This window comes from Scytonema sp. NUACC21 (assembly GCF_054684315.1).
Map to the genome: position 1 here is coordinate 60951 of NZ_BAAFZH010000065.1, position 20061 is coordinate 81011.

At 42.3% G+C, this 20061-nt stretch carries 14 protein-coding genes and 1 pseudogene; 11 read left to right on the forward strand and 4 right to left on the reverse strand.

From position 1 onward, the window contains the following. Positions 1-54: 54 nt before the first annotated feature. A complete protein-coding gene (locus ACYRY3_RS11320; RefSeq protein ID WP_460201771.1) occupies positions 55-2232 on the reverse strand; it encodes a caspase family protein in 2178 nt (725 codons plus the stop codon). 213 nt (positions 2233-2445) lie between these two features. Further along, positions 2446-3660: pseudogene (ahcY, locus tag ACYRY3_RS11325) on the reverse strand (adenosylhomocysteinase); the annotation flags it as partial. Between the two features lie 270 nt (positions 3661-3930). Here ahcY and ACYRY3_RS11330 point away from each other — a divergent pair. The 5 genes from ACYRY3_RS11330 to ACYRY3_RS11350 all read left to right on the forward strand — a co-directional run bounded on the left by ACYRY3_RS11330 (position 3931) and on the right by ACYRY3_RS11350 (position 11754). Continuing rightward, positions 3931-5913: an adenylate/guanylate cyclase domain-containing protein gene (locus tag ACYRY3_RS11330; protein WP_460201773.1), complete on the forward strand. Its 1983-nt coding sequence runs from the start codon at positions 3931-3933 to the stop codon at positions 5911-5913. Positions 5914-6830: 917 nt separating this feature from the next. Continuing rightward, on the forward strand, positions 6831-7910 hold the full coding sequence (locus tag ACYRY3_RS11335) for a response regulator (RefSeq protein ID WP_460201774.1): 1080 nt from the start codon (positions 6831-6833) through the stop codon (positions 7908-7910). A gap of 68 nt (positions 7911-7978) precedes the next feature. Continuing rightward, the gene (locus ACYRY3_RS11340; RefSeq protein WP_460201775.1) at positions 7979-8362 is read left to right on the forward strand and encodes a response regulator transcription factor; all 384 of its coding nucleotides are present in this window, start codon (positions 7979-7981) and stop codon (positions 8360-8362) included. Next, a complete protein-coding gene (locus ACYRY3_RS11345; protein ID WP_460201776.1) occupies positions 8362-8859 on the forward strand; it encodes a chemotaxis protein CheW in 498 nt (165 codons plus the stop codon). Before ACYRY3_RS11340 ends, ACYRY3_RS11345 begins: the two co-directional genes overlap by 1 nt. A 63-nt stretch (positions 8860-8922) precedes the next feature. Beyond that, positions 8923-11754: a methyl-accepting chemotaxis protein gene (locus ACYRY3_RS11350; RefSeq protein ID WP_460201777.1), complete on the forward strand. Its 2832-nt coding sequence runs from the start codon at positions 8923-8925 to the stop codon at positions 11752-11754. A gap of 158 nt (positions 11755-11912) precedes the next feature. Here ACYRY3_RS11350 and ACYRY3_RS11355 read toward each other — a convergent pair whose 3' ends face one another. Further along, entirely contained in the window at positions 11913-13100 is a 1188-nt protein-coding gene (locus ACYRY3_RS11355; protein ID WP_460201778.1) for a histidine kinase, read from the reverse strand. A 464-nt stretch (positions 13101-13564) separates the two neighbouring features. Between ACYRY3_RS11355 and ACYRY3_RS11360 the strand changes: the two genes are divergently transcribed. From ACYRY3_RS11360 to ACYRY3_RS11370, 3 genes are all read left to right on the forward strand, one after another. Next, positions 13565-13717 (forward strand): hypothetical protein, encoded by a 153-nt coding sequence (locus ACYRY3_RS11360; RefSeq protein ID WP_460201779.1) that lies wholly within the window; start codon positions 13565-13567, stop codon positions 13715-13717. A 156-nt stretch (positions 13718-13873) separates the two neighbouring features. Next, positions 13874-15271 carry an S-layer homology domain-containing protein gene (locus ACYRY3_RS11365; protein WP_460201780.1) on the forward strand — a complete coding sequence of 466 codons (1398 nt, stop codon included), beginning with the start codon at positions 13874-13876 and terminating at the stop codon, positions 15269-15271. A 143-nt stretch (positions 15272-15414) separates the two neighbouring features. Further along, positions 15415-16488: an SGNH/GDSL hydrolase family protein gene (locus ACYRY3_RS11370; protein ID WP_460201781.1), complete on the forward strand. Its 1074-nt coding sequence runs from the start codon at positions 15415-15417 to the stop codon at positions 16486-16488. On the opposite strand, the gene ACYRY3_RS11375 is transcribed toward ACYRY3_RS11370, so the two are convergent. Beyond that, on the reverse strand, positions 16430-17206 hold the full coding sequence (locus ACYRY3_RS11375; protein ID WP_460201782.1) for a class II aldolase/adducin family protein: 777 nt from the start codon (positions 17204-17206) through the stop codon (positions 16430-16432). The genes ACYRY3_RS11370 and ACYRY3_RS11375 overlap by 59 nt on opposite strands. Positions 17207-17279: 73 nt before the next feature. Here ACYRY3_RS11375 and ACYRY3_RS11380 point away from each other — a divergent pair, with 73 nt between their 5' ends. The 3 genes from ACYRY3_RS11380 (at position 17280) to nblB (ending at position 19677) form a co-directional block, all read left to right on the forward strand. Beyond that, complete coding sequence (locus tag ACYRY3_RS11380; RefSeq protein ID WP_460201783.1) at positions 17280-18323, forward strand: M42 family metallopeptidase; 1044 nt, start codon at positions 17280-17282, stop codon at positions 18321-18323. Positions 18324-18448: 125 nt separating this feature from the next. Further along, a complete protein-coding gene (locus ACYRY3_RS11385; protein ID WP_460201785.1) occupies positions 18449-18913 on the forward strand; it encodes a CBS domain-containing protein in 465 nt (154 codons plus the stop codon). Between the two features lie 101 nt (positions 18914-19014). Then, positions 19015-19677, forward strand: coding sequence for a phycobilisome degradation protein NblB (nblB, locus tag ACYRY3_RS11390; RefSeq protein ID WP_460201786.1), 663 nt, complete (start codon positions 19015-19017; stop codon positions 19675-19677). The last annotated feature ends 384 nt before the right edge of the window (positions 19678-20061 follow it).

The following is a 20061-nucleotide window of genomic DNA, read 5'->3' on the forward strand; positions in this document are numbered from 1 at the left end:
TAGACTGCAAGGGAGAAAATTTTCCTACACCTTTATCACCAAATTAACAAATACTCAAGCTCTTTGAACGTTGATTTTTACCTGCTTGGTTGTCCATTCTCGGCTTGGATAAGTAGCAGGAACTAAGTTGCGTTCGTTGGGATTTTCATCACCAATGGTCGCGAAAAGATGTTCTAGGGGATCGTTTCCTTTTGCTATCCCCTTTGGGGCGATTGGTTCATCCAAAGGTGGTAATTCCAGCCAGCGGAAATTAGGTGAACTTACCGTCGCAAACACTTTGGCAATGTCTTTACCTTGCTGGTAGCTATCGGCTAAAGACAGGTGAAATGAAATAATTTCTTCTTGTTTGGGGTCAATAGTGACAAACCTGTTTCCTGGATTTTCTGGATAAACCTGGGTGATAGACCAATCAGAGGACAAACTCAATACAGCAACATTGAGTGGAGTGGAATATTCGTTGCGAATCCGTAAAAATATCCATTCACCCACGTTTACCGTTGGATTGTCTGGGGCGTCCAAGGGTTCCAAATCAGAATCAGGTGAGATGGGGTCTACTGGATCGTAGTCTTGAAGCTTGCCAATCCACTCTACTGTTAACTTACCCATCAAAGGGTTACTTTTATCAAAGTTGTCAAGCCCTTCAGTAGCGTGATATTTTGCAAGGTGTACCAATCGTTCTATTACACTGGCAGCAGCATTTGGATCGCTAACCTCTAATGGCGGCTGCATATTTGCGTATGGGGTTCCTGCGCGATCGCAAATCTCATATTCTCCATTGTTATTGATAGTGACAAAGTAGTGAGCAGTTTCTTTCTTGTTATCACCAACCTCATCAGATACTAATTCTATCCACCCCTTGCCTGCTTCTAGAGCATTTTGAACATTTTGGAATGCGTTTTTTTGAAGGTTGTAAACTTCTGGAGAAAGCTTTCTTTCTAACAATTGATTGGCTTGCAAATCTTCTTGTGACTGCGCCTCTGGTAAAGAGAGTAGACGGACTTTGCGTACAAGATTGGTGGAAGCTGAAGTCAGAACCGCTTGATCTCCTTCCTTAATGGATTCTACTCCCGGCAACAATTGGAGTTCGCACCAAGATTTGGTCGCTTCCAAGTCTGTAATTTTTGCTACACCCAATCGATTTTCTGGCGTGAAGTCCCTTACGCCTTGTGGGTATATGACAAATTCTGCTCCTTTGCGAAGACCTGATACCTGACCTGCTTCCACACAAACTCGCTTCTGATTGCCTGCCAATTCCACTTTGAGTACAGGTACCGTGTATTGAATTTTTGCATAGTCACTCCCCAACACAATGCGGTTGCCTTCTCCAATCAGCATTGGCGTTTGTTGGGGAAATTGATTGTTAACTTTGGCATTGATGCGATCGTGCAAATCCTTATAGGTTAACCCAGGCGTCAGCTGTCTTAAAGAGTCCAGCAGCCAATAAGTCAGTGCTCCATTACGTTCTCTGGTTTCAGGGTTCATAACACCCTCGAAGGCAAACTCTGTGGGACGACAAGCTGCCAATAAAACATAATCTCTTGACTCAGGCAACCAACCTGAAGAGAGGCTGCGGGTGCTGCCCTCAGTTAAAGAATCCCAAGTTTGTGCTAATTCCCCAGCTGAGGCAACCAAGCTTTCCATTGGTCGGTCTGTTGTATCCACAACATCCATTCCCCGAATATCAGTGTCATCTCCCCGCGTTGCTCCCCCAGAATGACAGCTGTCCAGCACAAGTGTGACAAATATTTGTTTATCTACCAATTCTTTTAATAATTTCGCCAACTCCAGGTCGCGCAGATACTGCCCATCTGGCTTGCCAATATCAGTGGGCACCAACGCCTCATCTATGCCATTTGCTCCCTTAATTTCTGGGTAATTCGTCTTCGCACGCCCACCGTGCCCCGAGTAGTGGATATACACCTGGTCGTCTTTGTTCGCCATTGCAACCAGTTTTCTGAACTTATCCACTATGTTTTTATAAGTGGGCAATTGTTCTGGTGGTTCAGATGGTTGAGTGGGATTGAAACTATTGGTCGAAGCCGTAAGCTTTAAAATGCGATCTTCGGGTATTTTCCACATTTCCTTGAGAAAGGTTTCTACGTGGGTGATATCACGCACGCACCCTCCAAGATTTCTGTAGGAACCTCCATTAGGCAATTTGTTGGGCATATAGCAGTCAATGCCTATAAGTAATGCGTAAAAGTTTGGTGTTGAACTTGTTGAGTCAGCCATTTTTATCATTACCTCTTTAAAAATATGACCAATGGAATCAATGTTCGAGAAAGTCTTGGCATCTGTGCAAGTTGACGCCAATACTCATGTAGGAAACAATGACAAGCACTTATGCACTCAGAAATCAAAAGCGGGATAGAGAAAATTCCCTATCCCGCTTAATTATCCTAGAAGAGCGATCGCTCTATTCCAGGCAGTCATTTTAAACATTTGTTAGGTTCCAGACGTCCAGGAGTTGATGTACTGAATTTGGTCTGGGGTGAGGCTATCAATCTGAATTCCCATTGCTTGCAGTTTCAGCCGTGCAATTTCTTGGTCTACCTCAGTTGGGATGGAGTGAATACCGGGTTCTAATTTACCCTGGTTCTTCACCAAGTACTCGCAACCCAGAGCTTGGTTAGCAAAGCTCATATCCATTACCGCACTTGGGTGACCTTCGGCTGCAGCAAGGTTAATCAAGCGTCCTTCGCCCAGAACGATAACTGATTTGCCATTCTGTAGAAGATACTCTTGAGTGAAGGGACGTACTGTTTTGACTTCCTTCGCTTTAGCACCTAAGGCGACGAGATCGAGTTCAATGTCAAAGTGACCGGAGTTACAAACAATTGCACCGTCTTTCATGACATCGAAGTGTTCGCCACGAATCACGTGCTTGTTACCTGTAACGGTGATAAACAAATCACCTACAGATGCAGCTTCTGCTATTGGCATAACTCGGAAACCGTCCATCACAGCTTCGATCGCTTTGATGGGGTCTATTTCGGTCACAATCACGTTAGCACCAAGCCCACGTGCCCGCAGCGCTGTTCCTTTACCACACCAGCCGTAACCGACAACAACAACGGTTTTACCAGCAAGCAAAATATTTGTAGCGCGGACAATACCATCAAGAGTTGATTGCCCCGTACCGTAGCGGTTGTCAAATAAGTGTTTTGTGTCGGCGTCGTTGACGTTGACTGCGGGGAAGGAAAGAACGCCATCTTTAAACATGGCGCGGAGTCGCACAATTCCTGTTGTGGTTTCTTCAGTGGTACCAATAATATCAGCAAGTTGATGCTGGCGTTGTTGTACCAAGGTGGCGACTACATCACAACCGTCATCAATGATGATATTGGGGCGGTGATCTAGAGCAATTTGTACGTGGCGGTTGTAAGTTTCAGCATCTTCACCTTTGATGGCAAAGACAGGAATTTCATAATCGGCAACCAGACAAGCCGCTACATCATCTTGAGTTGAAAGGGGATTGCTAGCAATCAGCACGGCATCAGCACCACCTGCTTTGAGTGCAATTGCCAAGTTAGCTGTTTCTGTGGTCACATGGCAGCAAGCCACAAGACGAATTCCTGCAAAAGGTTTTTCTTGGGCAAAGCGATCGCGTATTTGCTGCAAAACTGGCATTTCGCGTCCAGCCCATTCAATGCGTTTAGGTTCTAGTACCGTGAGGTGTGAAGGTTCAAGTCCTTTCATCCGCACTAAAAAAAATTTACCATCAAAACCCGATCTACTCTATTTGGTGAGAGGTCGGGTTTTTGGGTTTTTTCAGCAAACCAAGACATATAAATTTACATTACTGTTTTGATTAAGCCATACTAGTATCGAACACGCTCGTTCACACCAAAATAATGAAAACCCCTCTTCCTCACTCCTGACTTTCCATCATCAAAAAATCTTGAATTTAATTCAGGTTGCACATAACTTATGGACTTAAAACAATCTTTACTTATTAAAGCTAATATTTTAGTAGTTGATGATAATCCAGATAATATTAAACTATTCATCCAAATTTTATCTAGTCAGAGATATAAAGTTCGAGTGTCTTCTAATGGCAAACTTGCACTAAAAACTGCCCTATCAGACCCCCCCGATCTCATTTTGCTTAACGTCAATATTCCAGAAATGAATGGTTATGAGGTCTGTAAGCATTTAAAAGATGACGATCGCACTCGTGATATTCCGGTTATCTTCATCAGTGGCTTAGATGAACCAATCGATAAAGTGAATGTATTTACAGTTGGTGGAGTCGATCATATCACGCACCCCTTTGAAACATTAGAATTACTAGCACGTATTGACAACCAACTGCGCCTCCGAGAACTCCAATTAAAATTAATAGAGCAGAATAAACTACTGCACAAGTATCTTGAATCGCGCCGACACGTAGAAGTTGAAATTCGTCTTTTATTAGCAACAACTCAAGCCATCAGTCGCTGTAATGACGTTCACTCAGCTTTGACATCTGTATTGCATTTGGTTTGTAAGACAATTCAATGGGACTATGGAGAAGCTTGGGTTCCCAATGATGACAACAAAACTTTAGCCTGTTGCGAGGGATGGTATAGTGTAGACCCCAATTTATCAATGTTTATAAATCAGAGTTTAACAATAAGTTTCAATCGTAACATGGGATTGCCAGGTAAAATATGGGCTTCTCAAACACCAGAGTGGATAGAAGAAATTTCTCTGGAAAAAGAATTATTTTTTATCTACCCTAACATCGTAGAAACTGGGTTCAAATCAGCTTTAGGTATTCCAATTTTACTGGAAAATCAAGTTTTGGCTATTCTCGTGTTTTACCAGAGAAAATTGATGGTAAAAAATGCCCGGATTATTGATTTAGTTAATGCAGTCGCAACACAATTAGCTTCTCTGATTAAACGCAAGCAAACTGAAGAAGTCTTGCGAATCACGCAAGAGCGGTATCATAGTATCGTGGAGAATGCAGTTGAAGGAATTTATCAAACCACACCTGCTGGACGTTACCTCAGTGCTAATCCTGCCCTAGCAAGACTATATGGTTATGAATCTGTAGAAGACTTGATAACAAGTTTTCAAAATATTGAGCAGCAACTTTATGTTTTGCCAAACCGCCGGAACGAGTTTAAAGAAGCAATAGAGGCGAATAATGCCGTTACCGGATTCGAGTCTCAAGTTTATCGAAAGGATGGTAAAATTATTTGGATTTCTGAGAGCGCTCGGGCCGTGCGTGACTCTAAAGAAAAGCTCCTTTATTACGAAGGAACTGTTTCTGATATTACCGCTCGGAAATTAGCCCAGCAACAAACAGAAGAACTATTGTTGAATATATTGCCTCAGCCTATCGCCGAACGTTTACAACAAAAACAGCAGGTGATTGCTGATAGTTTTTCAGATGTTAGCATATTGTTTGCCGATTTAGTAGGATTTACTGATTTTGCATCTAAGAAAAGTTCAACGGAAATTATAGAAGTTCTTAATCAAGTTTTTAGTGAATTTGACCAATTATCCAAACAATATAATTTAGAAAAAATTAAAACAATAGGGGATGCTTACATGGTGGTGGGAGGGTTACCATTACCCCGTCAAGACCATGCAGAATCTATTTGCCATATGGCATTGGATATGCACGCTGCTCTTGAGCAATTCAATATGAAAAGCCAGAAAAATTTTCGCCTCCGTATTGGCATTAATATAGGTCCGGCGATCGCAGGAGTGATTGGTTTGACCAAATTCATATACGATCTATGGGGAGACAGTGTCAATGTGGCTTCTCGTATGGAATCAACGGGTTTACCAGGCGAGACTCAAGTAACGGCAACTGTTTACGAGCGTTTAAAAGAAAAGTTTATTTTTCAACAACGGGGTTCTGTTTTAGTCAAAGGCAAAGGGGAAATGACGACTTATTTGCTTCAGGGTCGCAACTAAAGCAGCTATTGTAGCCGTAAATGATTTGAAGTACTGCGTTGTGGGTATATGTTGCTGAGTAGGCTGGTGATGCTTTCACGGTATTTGCCAAGAGGTCTTGATAAAATGAAAAACAGGGGTGTTGTTTTCTCAATTAGTGACTTAAGGTAGTTTCACTTGTTTGCCTCTGTCTTAACGTGTATAAATTTATGCCACTCCTCCAAAGGACAACCCTTACCAGTTATTAACTTTATTTGTACCGTCTCAATGACAGCTTGTGATTTATGTATTTGATACTGCATAACAGAAACTAAAAGCTATCCGGAAATTTATTGAGCTTGATACTGTTAAATTTTGTTTCGTATAAACTTCAACTTAATGATTTTCATTGATGTCACTCATATGATAGCTGGCAAATATACCTGACAGGGTATATAACAGACAGTGGCACTATTCTATGGTGAGGGCATTTTTTTGATGTTAAATTTACTGGATCTGCAAGTAAAAATACTGAAATGGAAGTAAATTTTACCGTGAAGTTTACCCTGTCCTGAGAAACCGTATTATACTGAATGACAAGTACTGAAAATAGCGAGCTAAGTCTTGCCAATCAATATAGGTCAAAACAGTATTGTTTTAGTGTTGTCACACAAGGTTTGCATTAGGTAAATGGCTTCATCCAGTCTTTACACTTTTTTTACTTGCTGGGTAAAAATGTCTGCTAATCTCAGTATCATTAGTAAATTTCATTGCAATTTACGCATTAACTGAGATTTTTCATCTTAAGAGAAGGGTGCTACCGCTGAGTTCATCACCAGTCACAAAGTTAGAATTTTGTATTCTTGGCAACAAAAGTTTTAGCAACTTCTGTTGGCTTGTGGAGAAACTCTGCAACAAAAGAGCTCACACCTAATCGAATTTAGCCAAAAAACAGCAAAATGAGCACAACTCCTATAGGTAGCTACAAGTTTGTCCAAAAACTACATCCGCTATCTCTATTAGCACAATTGACTAGTCGCCGTGCTACAGGATGCTTACAAGTATTCACAGAGTCAGTATCTTGGTCAATCTATCTAGAAGACGGTAAACTTATCTATGCGTCTTCCGATAAAATGTTTGAGCGACTTGAGAATCACGTTAGTAACTTGAGTCAGCAATTTCCCTCTCTCAACAGTACAGTACTTATGCAGGTAAGGCTGATATTTGAGTCAAACAGTGAGAATCAGTCAATACCAGTACCTGATTATCAAGCAATTTGCTGGCTAGTAAATGAGGAATACATGACTCCTCCTCAAGCAGCCATTTTAATTGATGAAATGGCTAAAGAAATTTTGGAATCTTTTCTTGCTGTTAAACAAGGGAATTATGAGTTTTATGGCGAATCTCCCTTGGATCAACTGCCAAGATTCTGTCGTTTGGACTTGCGATTGCTTGTGGAACACTGCCAAAAGCAGTTACGCAATCGCCAAAATCCCCAAGCAGCATCTATGAGTGCTCAAGTCAATACCCCAATATTCCATTCAACAAATGTTCCCCAACCTCAGCAATCACAAGCTCAAGTGAAACTAGGGGAACAGTTGCAAAAACCAAATCATTTTGATAACTCTCATTTAAACAGCAACAAAACCTATCAGCAACCTAGCAGTAAAAACACATACACCGTAGCTTGTATTGACGACAGCCCAACGGTATTGAACTCTATCAAACACTATTTGGATGAAAGTGAATTTTCAGTTGTCACGATTAACGATCCAGTCAAAGCTCTCATGCAAATACTTCGCAGCAAACCAGACATCATCTTACTAGATGTTGAGATGCCTAACCTAGATGGTTATGAGCTATGCTCTTTGCTGCGGAGGCATTCGGCTTTTAAGAATACCCCAATTATTATGGTGACTGGGAGAACGGGATTTATCGATCGCGCAAAAGCAAAGATGGTCAGAGCATCGGGCTATTTAACAAAGCCTTTTTCACAATCGGACTTACTAAAAATGGTGTTTAAACACATTGGTAGTTAAGCTAAGAGTAACAATACCTGAATAAGGCTGAACTTTTAAGAACAACTGATTGTTTAGGAGATTTAGGAGTGAGTATTACTTTGTTAGGCACAATTTTAATTGTTGAAGACTCTCCCAGCGAATTGGAGCTAATGAGTCACTATCTCAAAGAAAGCGGGTACAACGTCATTAAAGCCGCAGGAGCAAAAGAAGCTTTGGAAAAAGCCCAAGAAAACAACCCGGATGTCATCGTTACCGATGTCGTTATGCCGGGAATGAGTGGCTTTGAACTGTGCCGTTCTTTGAAAAGGAACCCGGTGACTCAAAAAGTGCCAATTGTTATCTGTAGTTCTAAAAATCAGGAAATTGACCGATTGTGGGCAATGAGACAGGGAGCTGACGCCTATGTAACTAAACCTTACACTCGCGAGCAGCTCTTACGAGCTATTAAATCTGTGGCAATTTCATTCTAATGAACAGTTCTAAAATTACCCTCTCGACAAAAGTCACTCAAAATAACTTGGGAGATGGCTATCTCAAGTTTCAGCTAAACAGACAAACATCCGCCGTGCTACCAATGCGGCACACTCAAGAAGCAATTGTGGTGCCCGTGGAAGCTATCACCTCAATGCCCAATATGCCCGGTTGTGTATTGGGATTAATGAATTGGCGGAGTCGTATAGTTTGGGCAGTCGATTTGCCAAGGATGTTTAATCTAGAATATCTTGATAATAGACTGCGACAGTATAACGTAATTATTATTCGGGTGGAGTCTGTAATTTTAGGCTTAGTTGTTCAAGAAATACAAGGGACAACTAAGTTTATGCCGGATGATATACGCTCTCCTGTAGGACAAGTGGCATCCAGTTTAATCCCCTATTTACGCGGTTGTGTTATTCAACAAAAAGAAATTTTACTTGTCTTAGATGCACAAGCTATTGTGCAATCTTCTATTCTCCGCAGTGATTAGGGTGTACTGCTAAGAAAAACTGTTTGAAGCACGTTTTATTCACTACCTCAGGAGAAATATCTTATGTTTAATAAAACTAATGCTGCGAAAAATAGTATTGATTCTCAAAGTAATGGAGCTTCTAACTCTTCTGCAAAAATTGCAGATAATAATGTTTTAGAACTGCATCAAGAGCAGAGCCCTGAGTTAGCTATTGATTCTAAGTGGAATAAGGCATCAGCACCCTTAAAGCGGTTGAATTTAAGTACTAAAGCGACATTATTAGCGCTCGCAATTGGGACGGTTCCAGTATTGGTCATTGGAGCGCTAGCTTACTATGTAGCTAATGTGGCAACGGGTAGTAAAATTTCTCAAATTCAGCAAGCAGAAGTCAATGGTCTGGCAGATAAGGTGAACCGCTTTATGTTAGAGCGGTATACGGATATGCGGGTATTGTCAAGTTTGCCAATTCTGACAAATCCAAGAATCAGGGACTCTCTTTCTCCCAAAGAAAAACAAGCTTTATTAGACAAATATATAGAGAATTATAAAGTCTATGACAGCATTGCAATCCTTAACTTGAATGGGGATGCGATCGCCCAATCTCAGAACTCTGCTATACCCAACCAAAGCAAGAGTCAGTACTTCGAGGCGGTCAAGCAACAAGGGAAGACTTATATCAGTCAGCCAGAAATGTTAAAAGAACCTGGTAATAGCAAGATGACAATTGCTTCCCCAATTAAAGATGCTACCACCGGGCAAATAACATCTGTAGTCAGAGCAAGTCTACCTGTAAAATCTTTAGAAAATGTCGTCAAAAATTATGCAGAAGTAGGGCATGAATACTATTTAGCAGATGCAGAGGGAAAATTATTTTTAGCAACAGATAAAACCTATATAGGTAGAAATGTAAAAACAGATTTTCCTGGATTAAGTCAACGTCAATCTGAGAAAAAAGAAGATAGTTTTATCACAGTTGATAACGTTAATAGGAAAGAACAACTGGTCAGCTATACCTCCAGAACACAAGAAGGATTGCCAGATTTGAAATGGCAAGCGCTGCTGACGACAGACACGGGAATAGCATTTGCACCTCAAAGACAATTGGGGTTGACAATACTACTGGGAACAGGATTGTCAGCACTTCTAGTAGCAGCGATCGCAGTATTATTGGCAAAACGGGTCGCAGAACCTATTGTCAGAGCGACAGACGCAGTTGCAAAACTGGGAAAAGGGGAATTGGGTACCCGTTTGGATGTCTACTCTCAGGACGAATTTGGTATTTTGAATGCCAACATTAACCAAATGGCGGCACAATTGCAAGCCTTGGTTCAGCAACAAGAAGTGGATGCTGAAAGAGCAAAGTTACTGGCAGAAATAACCCTGCGAACTCGTAGAAGCCTGAATATGGAGGACATCTACAAAACAGCAGTGAGAGAAGTCCGTCAGGCAATCAAAACCGACAGGGTACTGATATATCATTTCAATCCAGAAACCCTTGATGGCAATGTTGTTGCTGAATCAGTGACTGCTGGCTTACCAAGAATGCTGGGGGTACAAATTGACGATCCCTGTTTTAGAGAACGTCATGCAGAAACTTATAAAGATGGTCGAGTCCGGGCGATATCCAACATTTATCAAGACTCAAATTTGAGCAACGCCCATTGCTACATTAAGATGTTGGAAAAATTTGCCGTCAAAGCGAATTTGGTCGCACCCGTGATTAGCGATGGGCAACTGGTAGCCTTGATGATTGCCCATCATTGTGATAGCCCCCGCATTTGGTTGCAGTCAGAAATTGATTTGTTTAAGCAAATTGCTACCCAGGTAGGTTATGCCTTAGAGCAAGCATTGCTTCTAGAAGAAGTAGAAAAAGCAAGATCTATTGCAGAAAGGTCGTCAGAAGATGAACGGCGACAAAAAGAAGCCCTGCAAATGCAACTCCTAGAACTCCTAAGCGAAGTCGAAGGCGCAGCCAGTGGTGACTTAACAGTACGTGCCGAAGTAACGGCAGGAGAAATTGGTACTGTTGCGGACTTCTTTAACTCGATTGTGGAAAGTTTGCGGGATATTGTCACTCAAGTAAAAGTTGCAGCCACCCAAGTCAATAAAGCAATTGGTCAAAACGAAGGGGCAATTCGTATCCTGACAGAAGAAGCACTCGCACAAGCTTCCGAAATCGATCGCTCCCTCGGTGCTGTTGATAACATGACCCAATCCATCCAAGCAGTTGCTGCCAGCGCCCAGCAAGCAGCCATAGTCGCCAACACTGCTGCTAACACCGCCAAAAAGAGTGGTGTGGCAATGGATATGACAGTGCAAAACATTTTGCACCTGCGGGAAACGGTGGGCGAAACTGCTAAGAAAGTTAAGCGGTTGGGAGAATCCACCCAGCAAATATCCCGCGTGGTAGCTTTGATCAATCAAATATCCATGCAAACCAATCTGCTTGCCATCAATGCTGGTATTGAGGCGGCGCGTGCAGGTGAAGAAGGTCAAGGTTTTGCTGTTGTAGCTGAGGAGGTGGGAGAATTAGCAGCCCGGAGTGCGGCAGCGACAAAAGAAATAGAACAAATTGTTGAGAATATTCAACGCGAAACAACTGAAGTGGTGCAGGCGATGGAACTGGGAACGACCCAGGTTGTCGAAGGTACGCGCATTGTAGAAGATGCCAAGCAAAATCTAAGTCAAATCTTAGAAATTTCGCGGCAAATTGATTTATTAGTGCAGTCAATTTCTCAAGCAACAGCCTCTCAGGTGGAAACATCACAAACAGTCAGTCAATTAATGAGGGAAATTGCAGCCTCTTCGCAACGCACCAGTAATTCTTCACGTCAGGTTTCCGAGTCTCTGCAACAAACTGTAGAGATTTCGCAACAGTTACAAGCAACTGTTGGTACCTTCAAAGTAAGTTAGTTCGTTAGTATAAGAGTTATTTGTCATTTGTCCAGTGTTATTTGTCCAAAGTCCTTTGTAATGCTAATGACCGATGACCGATGACCGATGACCAAGGGTTAGTAGTTAGTGGTTGGTAGTTAGTAGTTAACTAATAACCACTAACCACTAACCGATAACTAATTTGGATAAACTGGCAATGTAAAGTGGAACCAAGCGCCACCGTTGGGAGATGCATCGACCCAGATTTGACCGTAATGAGCGCGGATAATGCGCTGACACAAACACAAACCAATACCGTACCCTTCGGTCGCTTCATCTCTTTCTAAACGGTAATGATTTTCAAATATCCGCTCTCGATTCTCCTCAGGAATACCGGGACCAGTATCACCGATACTAAATTGAACTTTTTGAGTTGTGCGGTGTAGACCGGAAACAGTAATAGTGCCATTTTCAGGTGTGTATTTAATGGCATTGTCCAATAAGTTTATGAGAACCTGGCGTATGCGTTCTGGGTCGGCATACACATTGGGTAAGTCTTTTGGAATGTCTCTTTTTAATTTATGAGATTTAGCGGTGTAGCGATCGCGTAATTCTTCAACTACATCTGAGCAGAGTTTACCCAAGTCTACTTTTTGCGGTTGAATGGGAAATTCTTTTTCACTCCCGCGACCAACTTGTAGAAGGTCGGTAATCATCCGATCCATTATTTTAGCTTGACTGCGGGCTTGTTTAAATAAGTGTACCGTCATATTTGGTGTGAGGCGGTCAAAAGCTGCTTTTTCCAGATTGTAGTTTGATTGTAAAGTGTCTATAGCTATGGAAGCCGCAGTGAGGGGATTCCGGATATCGTGGGCTAACATAGCAATCACGCGGTCTTTAAACTGTAGTTGTTCTTGCAGTTTCTCTTTTTCCTGTTTGAGGCGAAACACTTCATCGGAAAGCCGCAATAATTCTTCTGAAACAGCTAATGAACCAATTGTTGGTTTGTTCTCCTTAACACGACTACCCTCATCCGTAGTTTCTTGCAATTCATTCTGTATTTCTAAATACGTATCTACAGATGCTTGCCACCGAGACCACCAAGTTTTTAATTGACCCGTAATGTTGCTACCTGCCAGAATTTGCCTTGGTTCCGGATGAATTTTGATGAGGGCTGGCGTTGCTACCAGTTTAAAGTGTTCCGCCAAATGAGGCTTTTGCCCAACATCTACTATTTGTAGTTCAAACGTATAATCAGCCTGCAATTCTTTTAGGTATGAACGAATGCGCTGAACTTGCTGTTTGGACTTTGGACGTCCATCGACAAAAAGTAGCAGCTGTAGTGGAGCCTCAGAATAAATAGGCTGATCCTGGGAAAGTTGCATGTAATCGTGTTTCAGCACTGGTAACAGACCGACGACGCGTGATTGTGGAAGTAGAATAGACTGGCGGTTGTTGGTGGAAAGGTCGTTCTATTTTCTTCAATTTAATATCTATTTTAGATTTTTCATACTCCTATCCCACACTGGTTTTTAAGATGAGATAGATTCTTTTCATCCTTCTGGTTCTTTTTGCTTGCATTTTCCTTGGTTTTTTGAGTGAAATTAACCTTGTCAGCAATCGGAATCACAGCATTGCCCCTTTTCTACCTGTGTTCTCAAACCCAAATAAAAGCTTATGTGCAACCTCTAGATGATTGGTATAAGAGGAGGTGAACTGGATTTGTTGTACTCCGAGAAGCATTTCCCGAATCCAAATCCCAACAAGTTACAAGTCAGTTAAGAGCAAGTGACCCTTTGGAAGAGATCTTGACAACCAAGCAAAACAGACTCATACCAAGTTTTACGAGATGGCAAATACTGGTCTTTCTTGGGTACTTTCCAGCACCTATCAGTTCGCTGAAGACTTTCTCAAATCAGTTGTACGAAATTTCAGCGATCGCTACCCTTGTTCGTCCTTAGATGAGGCAAAAAGTGGGTTTATTACTAGTTTACCACCTTAGATAGTTGCTGATAGGTTTTATCTGCATTAGATGGTATGTATGATAAGTTTTTCACACTGTGTTAGCTATATTTTGGGTCAAGTGTCAATCACCCTCAACAAATCTGAATCCGCTCTGCGCTACTGTAGAAATTGATATGCTCATTTGTGATTCTCCGTGTTGCAACCTAAACGTCCAGTTGTCTTGATAAGTTTGGCTGTTTTACTGACTTCCTTAACAGCCTGTGCAAATAGTCCAACTGCCAAACAATTAGAGCAGTCATTGGCAGCAGACCCGCGCTTGAAAGATAACCCAGTCAGCTTTGGTTCTCAAGCAGCACGCAGTAACCAACAGCAGCCAACGAACCAAACAACAGTTCAGTTACCAGCTAATTTTCCCAAGGATATTCCCTTATATCCCAATGCCAGCTTGCAACAAGTGACACCATCGGGTACTGAAAACCCAAACGTCTCAACACGATGGTTGAGTATTGACCCCAGCAATGTCATTGCCAGTTATTATCGCCAACAATTACAAGCAAACAACTGGCAAATTGTCCAACAGTCAAATGACTCAGGAGATTTGATTGAAGCACGGCGTAATGATTTGCAATTGAAGGTGAGTTTTCAGCCAAAAACGGTTACCAATGGTGCGCCAAATCAACCACAAACCTCAACTGAGATAGTGATTGAATACCAAACAAATTCCGTAGAAACGGCACAAGCTACCCCAACTTCCAGTCCCGAAACAACTGCTAGCCCAGTTTCACAACCAACTACAGAGCAATTCGTTGGTTCAGTGAAAAAGCAAGAGTCAGGAGCACAAACAAATACCAACGTCGATACAACTAACTCTACAGTCACTTCCACTGCTCGGGAATTTAGCGATCTCGACAAAGCGCCCCAGGAATTTCAGAGATACATTCAGGAATTAGCGGAATTAGGTGTTTTACCTGTAAACTCAAATGCTGCTAAAACCAACCAAAGCGCCACAATACAGCAATTTGAACCCAATAAAAACATTACCCGTCGCGAGTATGCTCGTTGGTTGACTGCTGCCAACAATATAATGTATTCTACTAATCCAGCAAAACAAATTCGCTTCGCATCGGAAGGTTCTCAACCAGCGTTTAGTGATGTCCCAAGAACCGATCCAGACTTCCCAGTTATTCAGGGATTAGCTGAAGCAGGATTAATCCCCAGTCCCTTATCTGGAGATTCCACAGCAGTTTTGTTCCGTGCAAATGCACCTTTGACACGAGAACAAATGCTTTTATGGAAAGTTCCCTTAGATACACGCCAAGCGTTACCTAATGCTAATTTAGAAGCAGTTAAGCAAACTTGGGGCTTCCAGGACGTTGGAAAAATAGACCCTAAAGCACTGCGAGTCATTTTGGCAGATTTTCAGAATGGCGAACAGTCCAATATCCGTCGTGTATTTGGATATACAACACTATTTCAGCCCAAAAAATCAGTAACGCGTGCTGAGGCGGCTGCTACTTTATGGTACTTCGGTACCCAAGGCGATGGCATCTCAGCTACTGAAGCTTTGAAGGTCAAGCAAACACAGCAGTGACTACTACCGTAAATTTACATAAACGTTAAAAACAAAAGTTAGTAATTTTTGATATATATCTAAACAGGGTGCAAAGCAATTTCAATGTTTCTATTTGTTCGGAGTTAATAAAAACAAAAAAGTAAGAGCTATAAAAAACAAGTATGAAAAAAGCACTTCTAACCACTGGATTTGTTCTCTTCTCTCTAATGCCAGTGCAGAAAGCTTCAGCTGCTAATTTTAGTCAATTTATTATTTTTGGTGACAGCCTGTCGGACACAGGTAATGTATCCAATATTACTCAATCTTTACTAGGTGTTCCTATTCCTCCAAGCCCGCCTTACGCGCCAGGACGTTTTTCTAATGGCGAAGTTTGGGTAGATTACCTTGGAAAGAATATAGGATTAACGCCGACATTATTTACCGATCTAAGTAAAACTCCTCCTACCCAAGGTATTAACTTTTCTGTTGGTGGTTCTAGCACTGGTGACAGCAACGCTTTCATTCCAAATGCACCAGGAGTGTCAGAGCAAGCTAGCTTATTTACCCAACTCTTACAAGCAAATAACCAAAAGGCAGATCCAAATGCATTATACGCTGTGTGGGGAGGCGGGAACGATTACTTGTTTGGTCAAAATTTTGACGTCGAGCAAACAATTAAGGATTTATCAAATACCATAGGAGGACTTGCTCAAGCTGGTGCGAAAAACATATTAGTTTTTAATTTGCCAGATTTAGGTAAAAGCCCCCTTGTATCAGGGTCTCCAAATGCTAGCAATCTAACGACTTTAACCAACATTCATAATGCAGGATTGACAAATGCCTTAGGTTCATTAAGTAACATTCCCGGTATCAATCTTATCCCTGTGGATGTTAATTCTTTGTTCGAGCGGGTGGTGGCTAATCCAGAAGCATTTGGGTTCAAAAATGCGAAGGAGCCTTGTGTAGTCTATAAAGTTGAGATTAATCAAGTATTAAGTCAATGTGATAACCCAAATGATTATGTGTTTTTTGATGAAGTTCATCCCAGTACAAATGCTCATAAGCTAGTAGCACAAACAGCATTAGCGGCGATTCGGGCAAAGTCGGTTCCTGAATCTTCAGCCAGCTTGGGAATTTCTGTACTGGGTGCTTTGGGTGTAGTAGGAATGCTCAAACGCAAACACAAACAGCGAACCTTTAGCCAAGCAGGTCGGGTTCTTGATGAACAATCATCTCAAACAGTGGTTGAAAGCTGAACCAACCCATATAATGAGAACCCACTTGTGTGTGTGTTAGACTCGCAATTTCTGATTTAATTAAGCTGGGGCTACCAACAGCCTCAGCTAGGAGTTGTGCTTGACAAGAACGCTCCATTGTGATAAACCACCAAGCTGCCTCATCGACTGAATGACCTACTGTCAGCAAACCGTGATTTTTAAGAATAACTGCTTTATTTTTTCCCAAGGTTTCGGCAATACGTTTGCCTTCTTCGGGTACCAGAACAACTCCTGTATAATCATCAAATAGGCTGTGATCTTCGTAGAAAGCACAAGCATCTTGGGTGAGAGGGTCAAGAAGACGTCCGAGGCTAGACCAACTTTTCCCATACACGGAATGAGCGTGAGATGCAGCCACTATGTCAGGACGAGCTGCATGGACTTGGGAATGAATGGCAAAAGCGGCTTGGTTGATGGGACGTTTACCTTCAATAACGTTTCCCTCCTGATTAACCAAAACGAGGTCGCTGGCTCGAATTAAACCAAAGTGCATACCAAAAGGGTTGACCCAGAAGTGTTCGGGGTTTTCTGGATCTCGAGCGGTGATATGACCTGCAATTCCTTCATCAAATCCAAAGCGAGAAAAGAGCCGCAACGCAGCAGCAAGGTGTTGTTTGCGATGAAGGCGTTCTTCTTCAAAAGACGTAAAGGTTGGAGGTTGGGGAAGATTGGGTTTGAGGATAGATGGAGTTTGCATATTTTCAACGTATTATTATGAAGGTTTAAGTAAAAAAGTTTTTATCACTTTTGGAAGTAACTATATTTCATTTATGTGGGATGAGAACCACTTATTTAAAATAATTGAAGAATTAGTCATGCATCATTCCCCCAGTGGTGCTGAGGCAGAAATCAATCAATTCCTAATGGAACGATTTGCAGCGTTAGGGGTTGAGGTTTGGCAAGACCGCGCTGACAATATCATTGCTAAAATTTCAGGGCGAGATTCAACAGGAGCGATCGCCATTACAGCTCATAAGGATGAAATTGGTGCAATTGTAAAAACGGTGGGCGAGCAAGGTCGAGTTGAAGTTCGCAAGCTCGGCGGTGCGTTTCCTTGGGTGTATGGTGAAGGAGTGGTGGATTTACTGGGAGACAATGGAACTATTAGCGGTATTCTCAGTTTTGGGTCCCGTCACGTCTCTCATGAATCACCTCAAAAGGTACAACAGGAAGATACACCTGTCAAGTGGGAAAATGCTTGGATTGAAACAAAGTGTACAACCGCAGAACTAGAAGCAGCTGGCATTCGACCGGGAACGAGAATGGTTGTTGGCAAACACCGCAAGCGTCCTATTAAATTAAATAACTACATTGCTAGTTATACTTTGGATAACAAAGCTTCTATTGCTATCTTGCTAGCACTTGCCGAAAAGGTAAAACAACCAATATCTGATGTGTATCTAGTCGCGTCAGCAAAGGAAGAAGTGGGAGCAATTGGAGCGCTGTTCTTCACTCAAAACCAACGCTTGGATGCTTTGATTGCTTTGGAAATTTGTCCTCTTTCGTCAGAGTACCCTATTGAGGATGGGAAAAGTCCAGTGATACTTTCCCAAGATGGATATGGAATTTACGATGAGACTCTCAATCAACAACTGCGACACTCAGCTAAAAAACTAGATATGGCGGTGCAACAGGCAGTACTTAGTGGTTTTGGTAGCGATGCTTCTATTGCTATGAAGTTCGGTCATGTTGCCCGTGGTGCGTGTTTGGCGTTTCCTACACAGAATACACACGGGTATGAAATCGCTCATTTGGGAGCGATCGCAAACTGTATTGATTTGCTGCAAGTCTTTTGCGAAACAGAGTTTGACTGACCTATTCAAGCTGTGTAAGTTTTATGTTGCACTTAAGTAAAAATGTATTAATAGGATGAGAGTTATCACTGCGATTGTTCTATACAATGGTGGCAATGACGTGAGTAAAGGGTGTTAGCAAGCAAATGCCTAGAACCGTTGCCGATATAATGACTCGTAACCCAATTGTTGTCCGACCTGAAACTCCTTTAAAAGAAGCCATTCAAATTTTGGCAGAACGGCGAATTAGCGGGCTACCCGTGGTGGGGGATACTGGAAAATTGGTAGGCATTATCTCAGAAACGGATTTGATGTGGCAAGAAACAGGCGTAACCCCTCCGGCTTACATCATGTTTCTTGATAGCGTCATCTATTTACAAAACCCTACAACCTATGAACGGGACTTGCATAAGGCACTAGGGCAAACAGTCGGTGAAGTCATGAGCCAAAACCCTATTACAGTTTCACCAGACAAAACTGTCACAGACGCAGCCAGACTCATGCACGATCGCAGCGTCCACCGTCTTCCGGTACTTGACAGCGAGGGTCAAGTCATTGGTATTCTCACCCGTGGTGACATTATTCGAGCAATGGCAGCAAGTCAAGAATAGTCATTGAACAAATTGCGTAGTTAGTAGGGGTGAGTTTAGCTAAATAAACCCGCCCCTACATTAGTTCGTTGTTTTTACTACCTACCACTAACAAAGCAAAAATGAGTGTTACTCCAGAATCTGTTAGGCAAATGCTTAGTTCCCAAGATTTGGGCGATCGCTTGCGAGCAGTAAATCTTATTCGTCAATTAGAACCGTCTGCGGGGTACGAGTTAATTCAAACTGCTGTAAAAGATAGCAGTGCTCGGGTGCGTTACTCAGCAGTCAGTCAATTGGATACCTTAGGGAACCAAAATAGAGATTTAACTTTAAATCTATTGCGCGATTGCCTCCTAAATGACCCCGAAGCCGATGTACAAGCAGCCGCAGCAGATTGTTTGGGGGCGCTTAAGCTGCAGGACGCGTTTGAAGATTTACAACAAATATACCAAACCACCAAAGAGTGGATTGTTCAACTCAGCATTGTCGCTGCACTGGGAGAGTTAGGAGATCCAAGAGGTTTTGAGTTACTGCGTGATGCGATCGCCTCAGATAACGATCTAGTCATAACAGCTGCCATTGGTTCTTTGGGAGAGTTGGGAGACCAAAAAGCTGTTCCCCTGTTAGCTCCTTATGTTAAAAACCCAGATTGGCAACTTCGATACAGGCTGGTGCAAGCCTTAAACCATTTGGGTGGCACAGATGCCAAATCTCTATTAGAAACTTTGGCGAAGGATGAAGTAGAAGCAGTTGCTACAGAAGCTAAAAAGTCTCTGAACCATTAAAATAAACGCCCAATTTGGACGTATACGGAAGAGTGACGATACGCCCCTCTAGGTAAGTTTCTCGCCAATTCATCTGTCCTGGGCGAGATACCCTGTCCGCTATATAGGGCGGAGAGGGATAGCGGGTTAAAAAGTGGGGTTCAATGCCTCACTTTTTAACTTTCTCTTGTCTGGTATCTTGCACCACGCTCTCTCAATCGAAAATCACAGGCTAAAAAGCTTATCCCGATCGTAGGGTGGGCACTGCTAGCCCTTGGGGCGCGAACAAATGAACTACTAAAATGAAGGCTGAAACCCGCTCTATGACTGGATCGAAAAATGAGGTCTCTAGGCTATCAATGAGGTAGGATGCAAAAGCCCATCAAAAACGGTCAATAAATCGCT

Coding starts and splice junctions, on each gene's coding strand:
- ACYRY3_RS11385 (WP_460201785.1), top strand. CDS start 18,449: ATGCCTAGAACCGTTGCCGATATAATGACTCGTAACCCAATTGTTGTC.
- ACYRY3_RS11375 (WP_460201782.1), bottom strand. CDS start 17,206: ATGCAAACTCCATCTATCCTCAAACCCAATCTTCCCCAACCTCCAACC.
- ACYRY3_RS11350 (WP_460201777.1), top strand. CDS start 8,923: ATGTTTAATAAAACTAATGCTGCGAAAAATAGTATTGATTCTCAAAGT.
- ACYRY3_RS11380 (WP_460201783.1), top strand. CDS start 17,280: ATGTGGGATGAGAACCACTTATTTAAAATAATTGAAGAATTAGTCATG.
- ACYRY3_RS11330 (WP_460201773.1), top strand. CDS start 3,931: ATGGACTTAAAACAATCTTTACTTATTAAAGCTAATATTTTAGTAGTT.
- nblB (WP_460201786.1), top strand. CDS start 19,015: ATGAGTGTTACTCCAGAATCTGTTAGGCAAATGCTTAGTTCCCAAGAT.
- ACYRY3_RS11370 (WP_460201781.1), top strand. CDS start 15,415: ATGAAAAAAGCACTTCTAACCACTGGATTTGTTCTCTTCTCTCTAATG.
- ACYRY3_RS11355 (WP_460201778.1), bottom strand. CDS start 13,100: ATGCAACTTTCCCAGGATCAGCCTATTTATTCTGAGGCTCCACTACAG.
- ACYRY3_RS11345 (WP_460201776.1), top strand. CDS start 8,362: ATGAACAGTTCTAAAATTACCCTCTCGACAAAAGTCACTCAAAATAAC.
- ACYRY3_RS11320 (WP_460201771.1), bottom strand. CDS start 2,232: ATGGCTGACTCAACAAGTTCAACACCAAACTTTTACGCATTACTTATA.
- ACYRY3_RS11335 (WP_460201774.1), top strand. CDS start 6,831: ATGAGCACAACTCCTATAGGTAGCTACAAGTTTGTCCAAAAACTACAT.
- ACYRY3_RS11360 (WP_460201779.1), top strand. CDS start 13,565: ATGGCAAATACTGGTCTTTCTTGGGTACTTTCCAGCACCTATCAGTTC.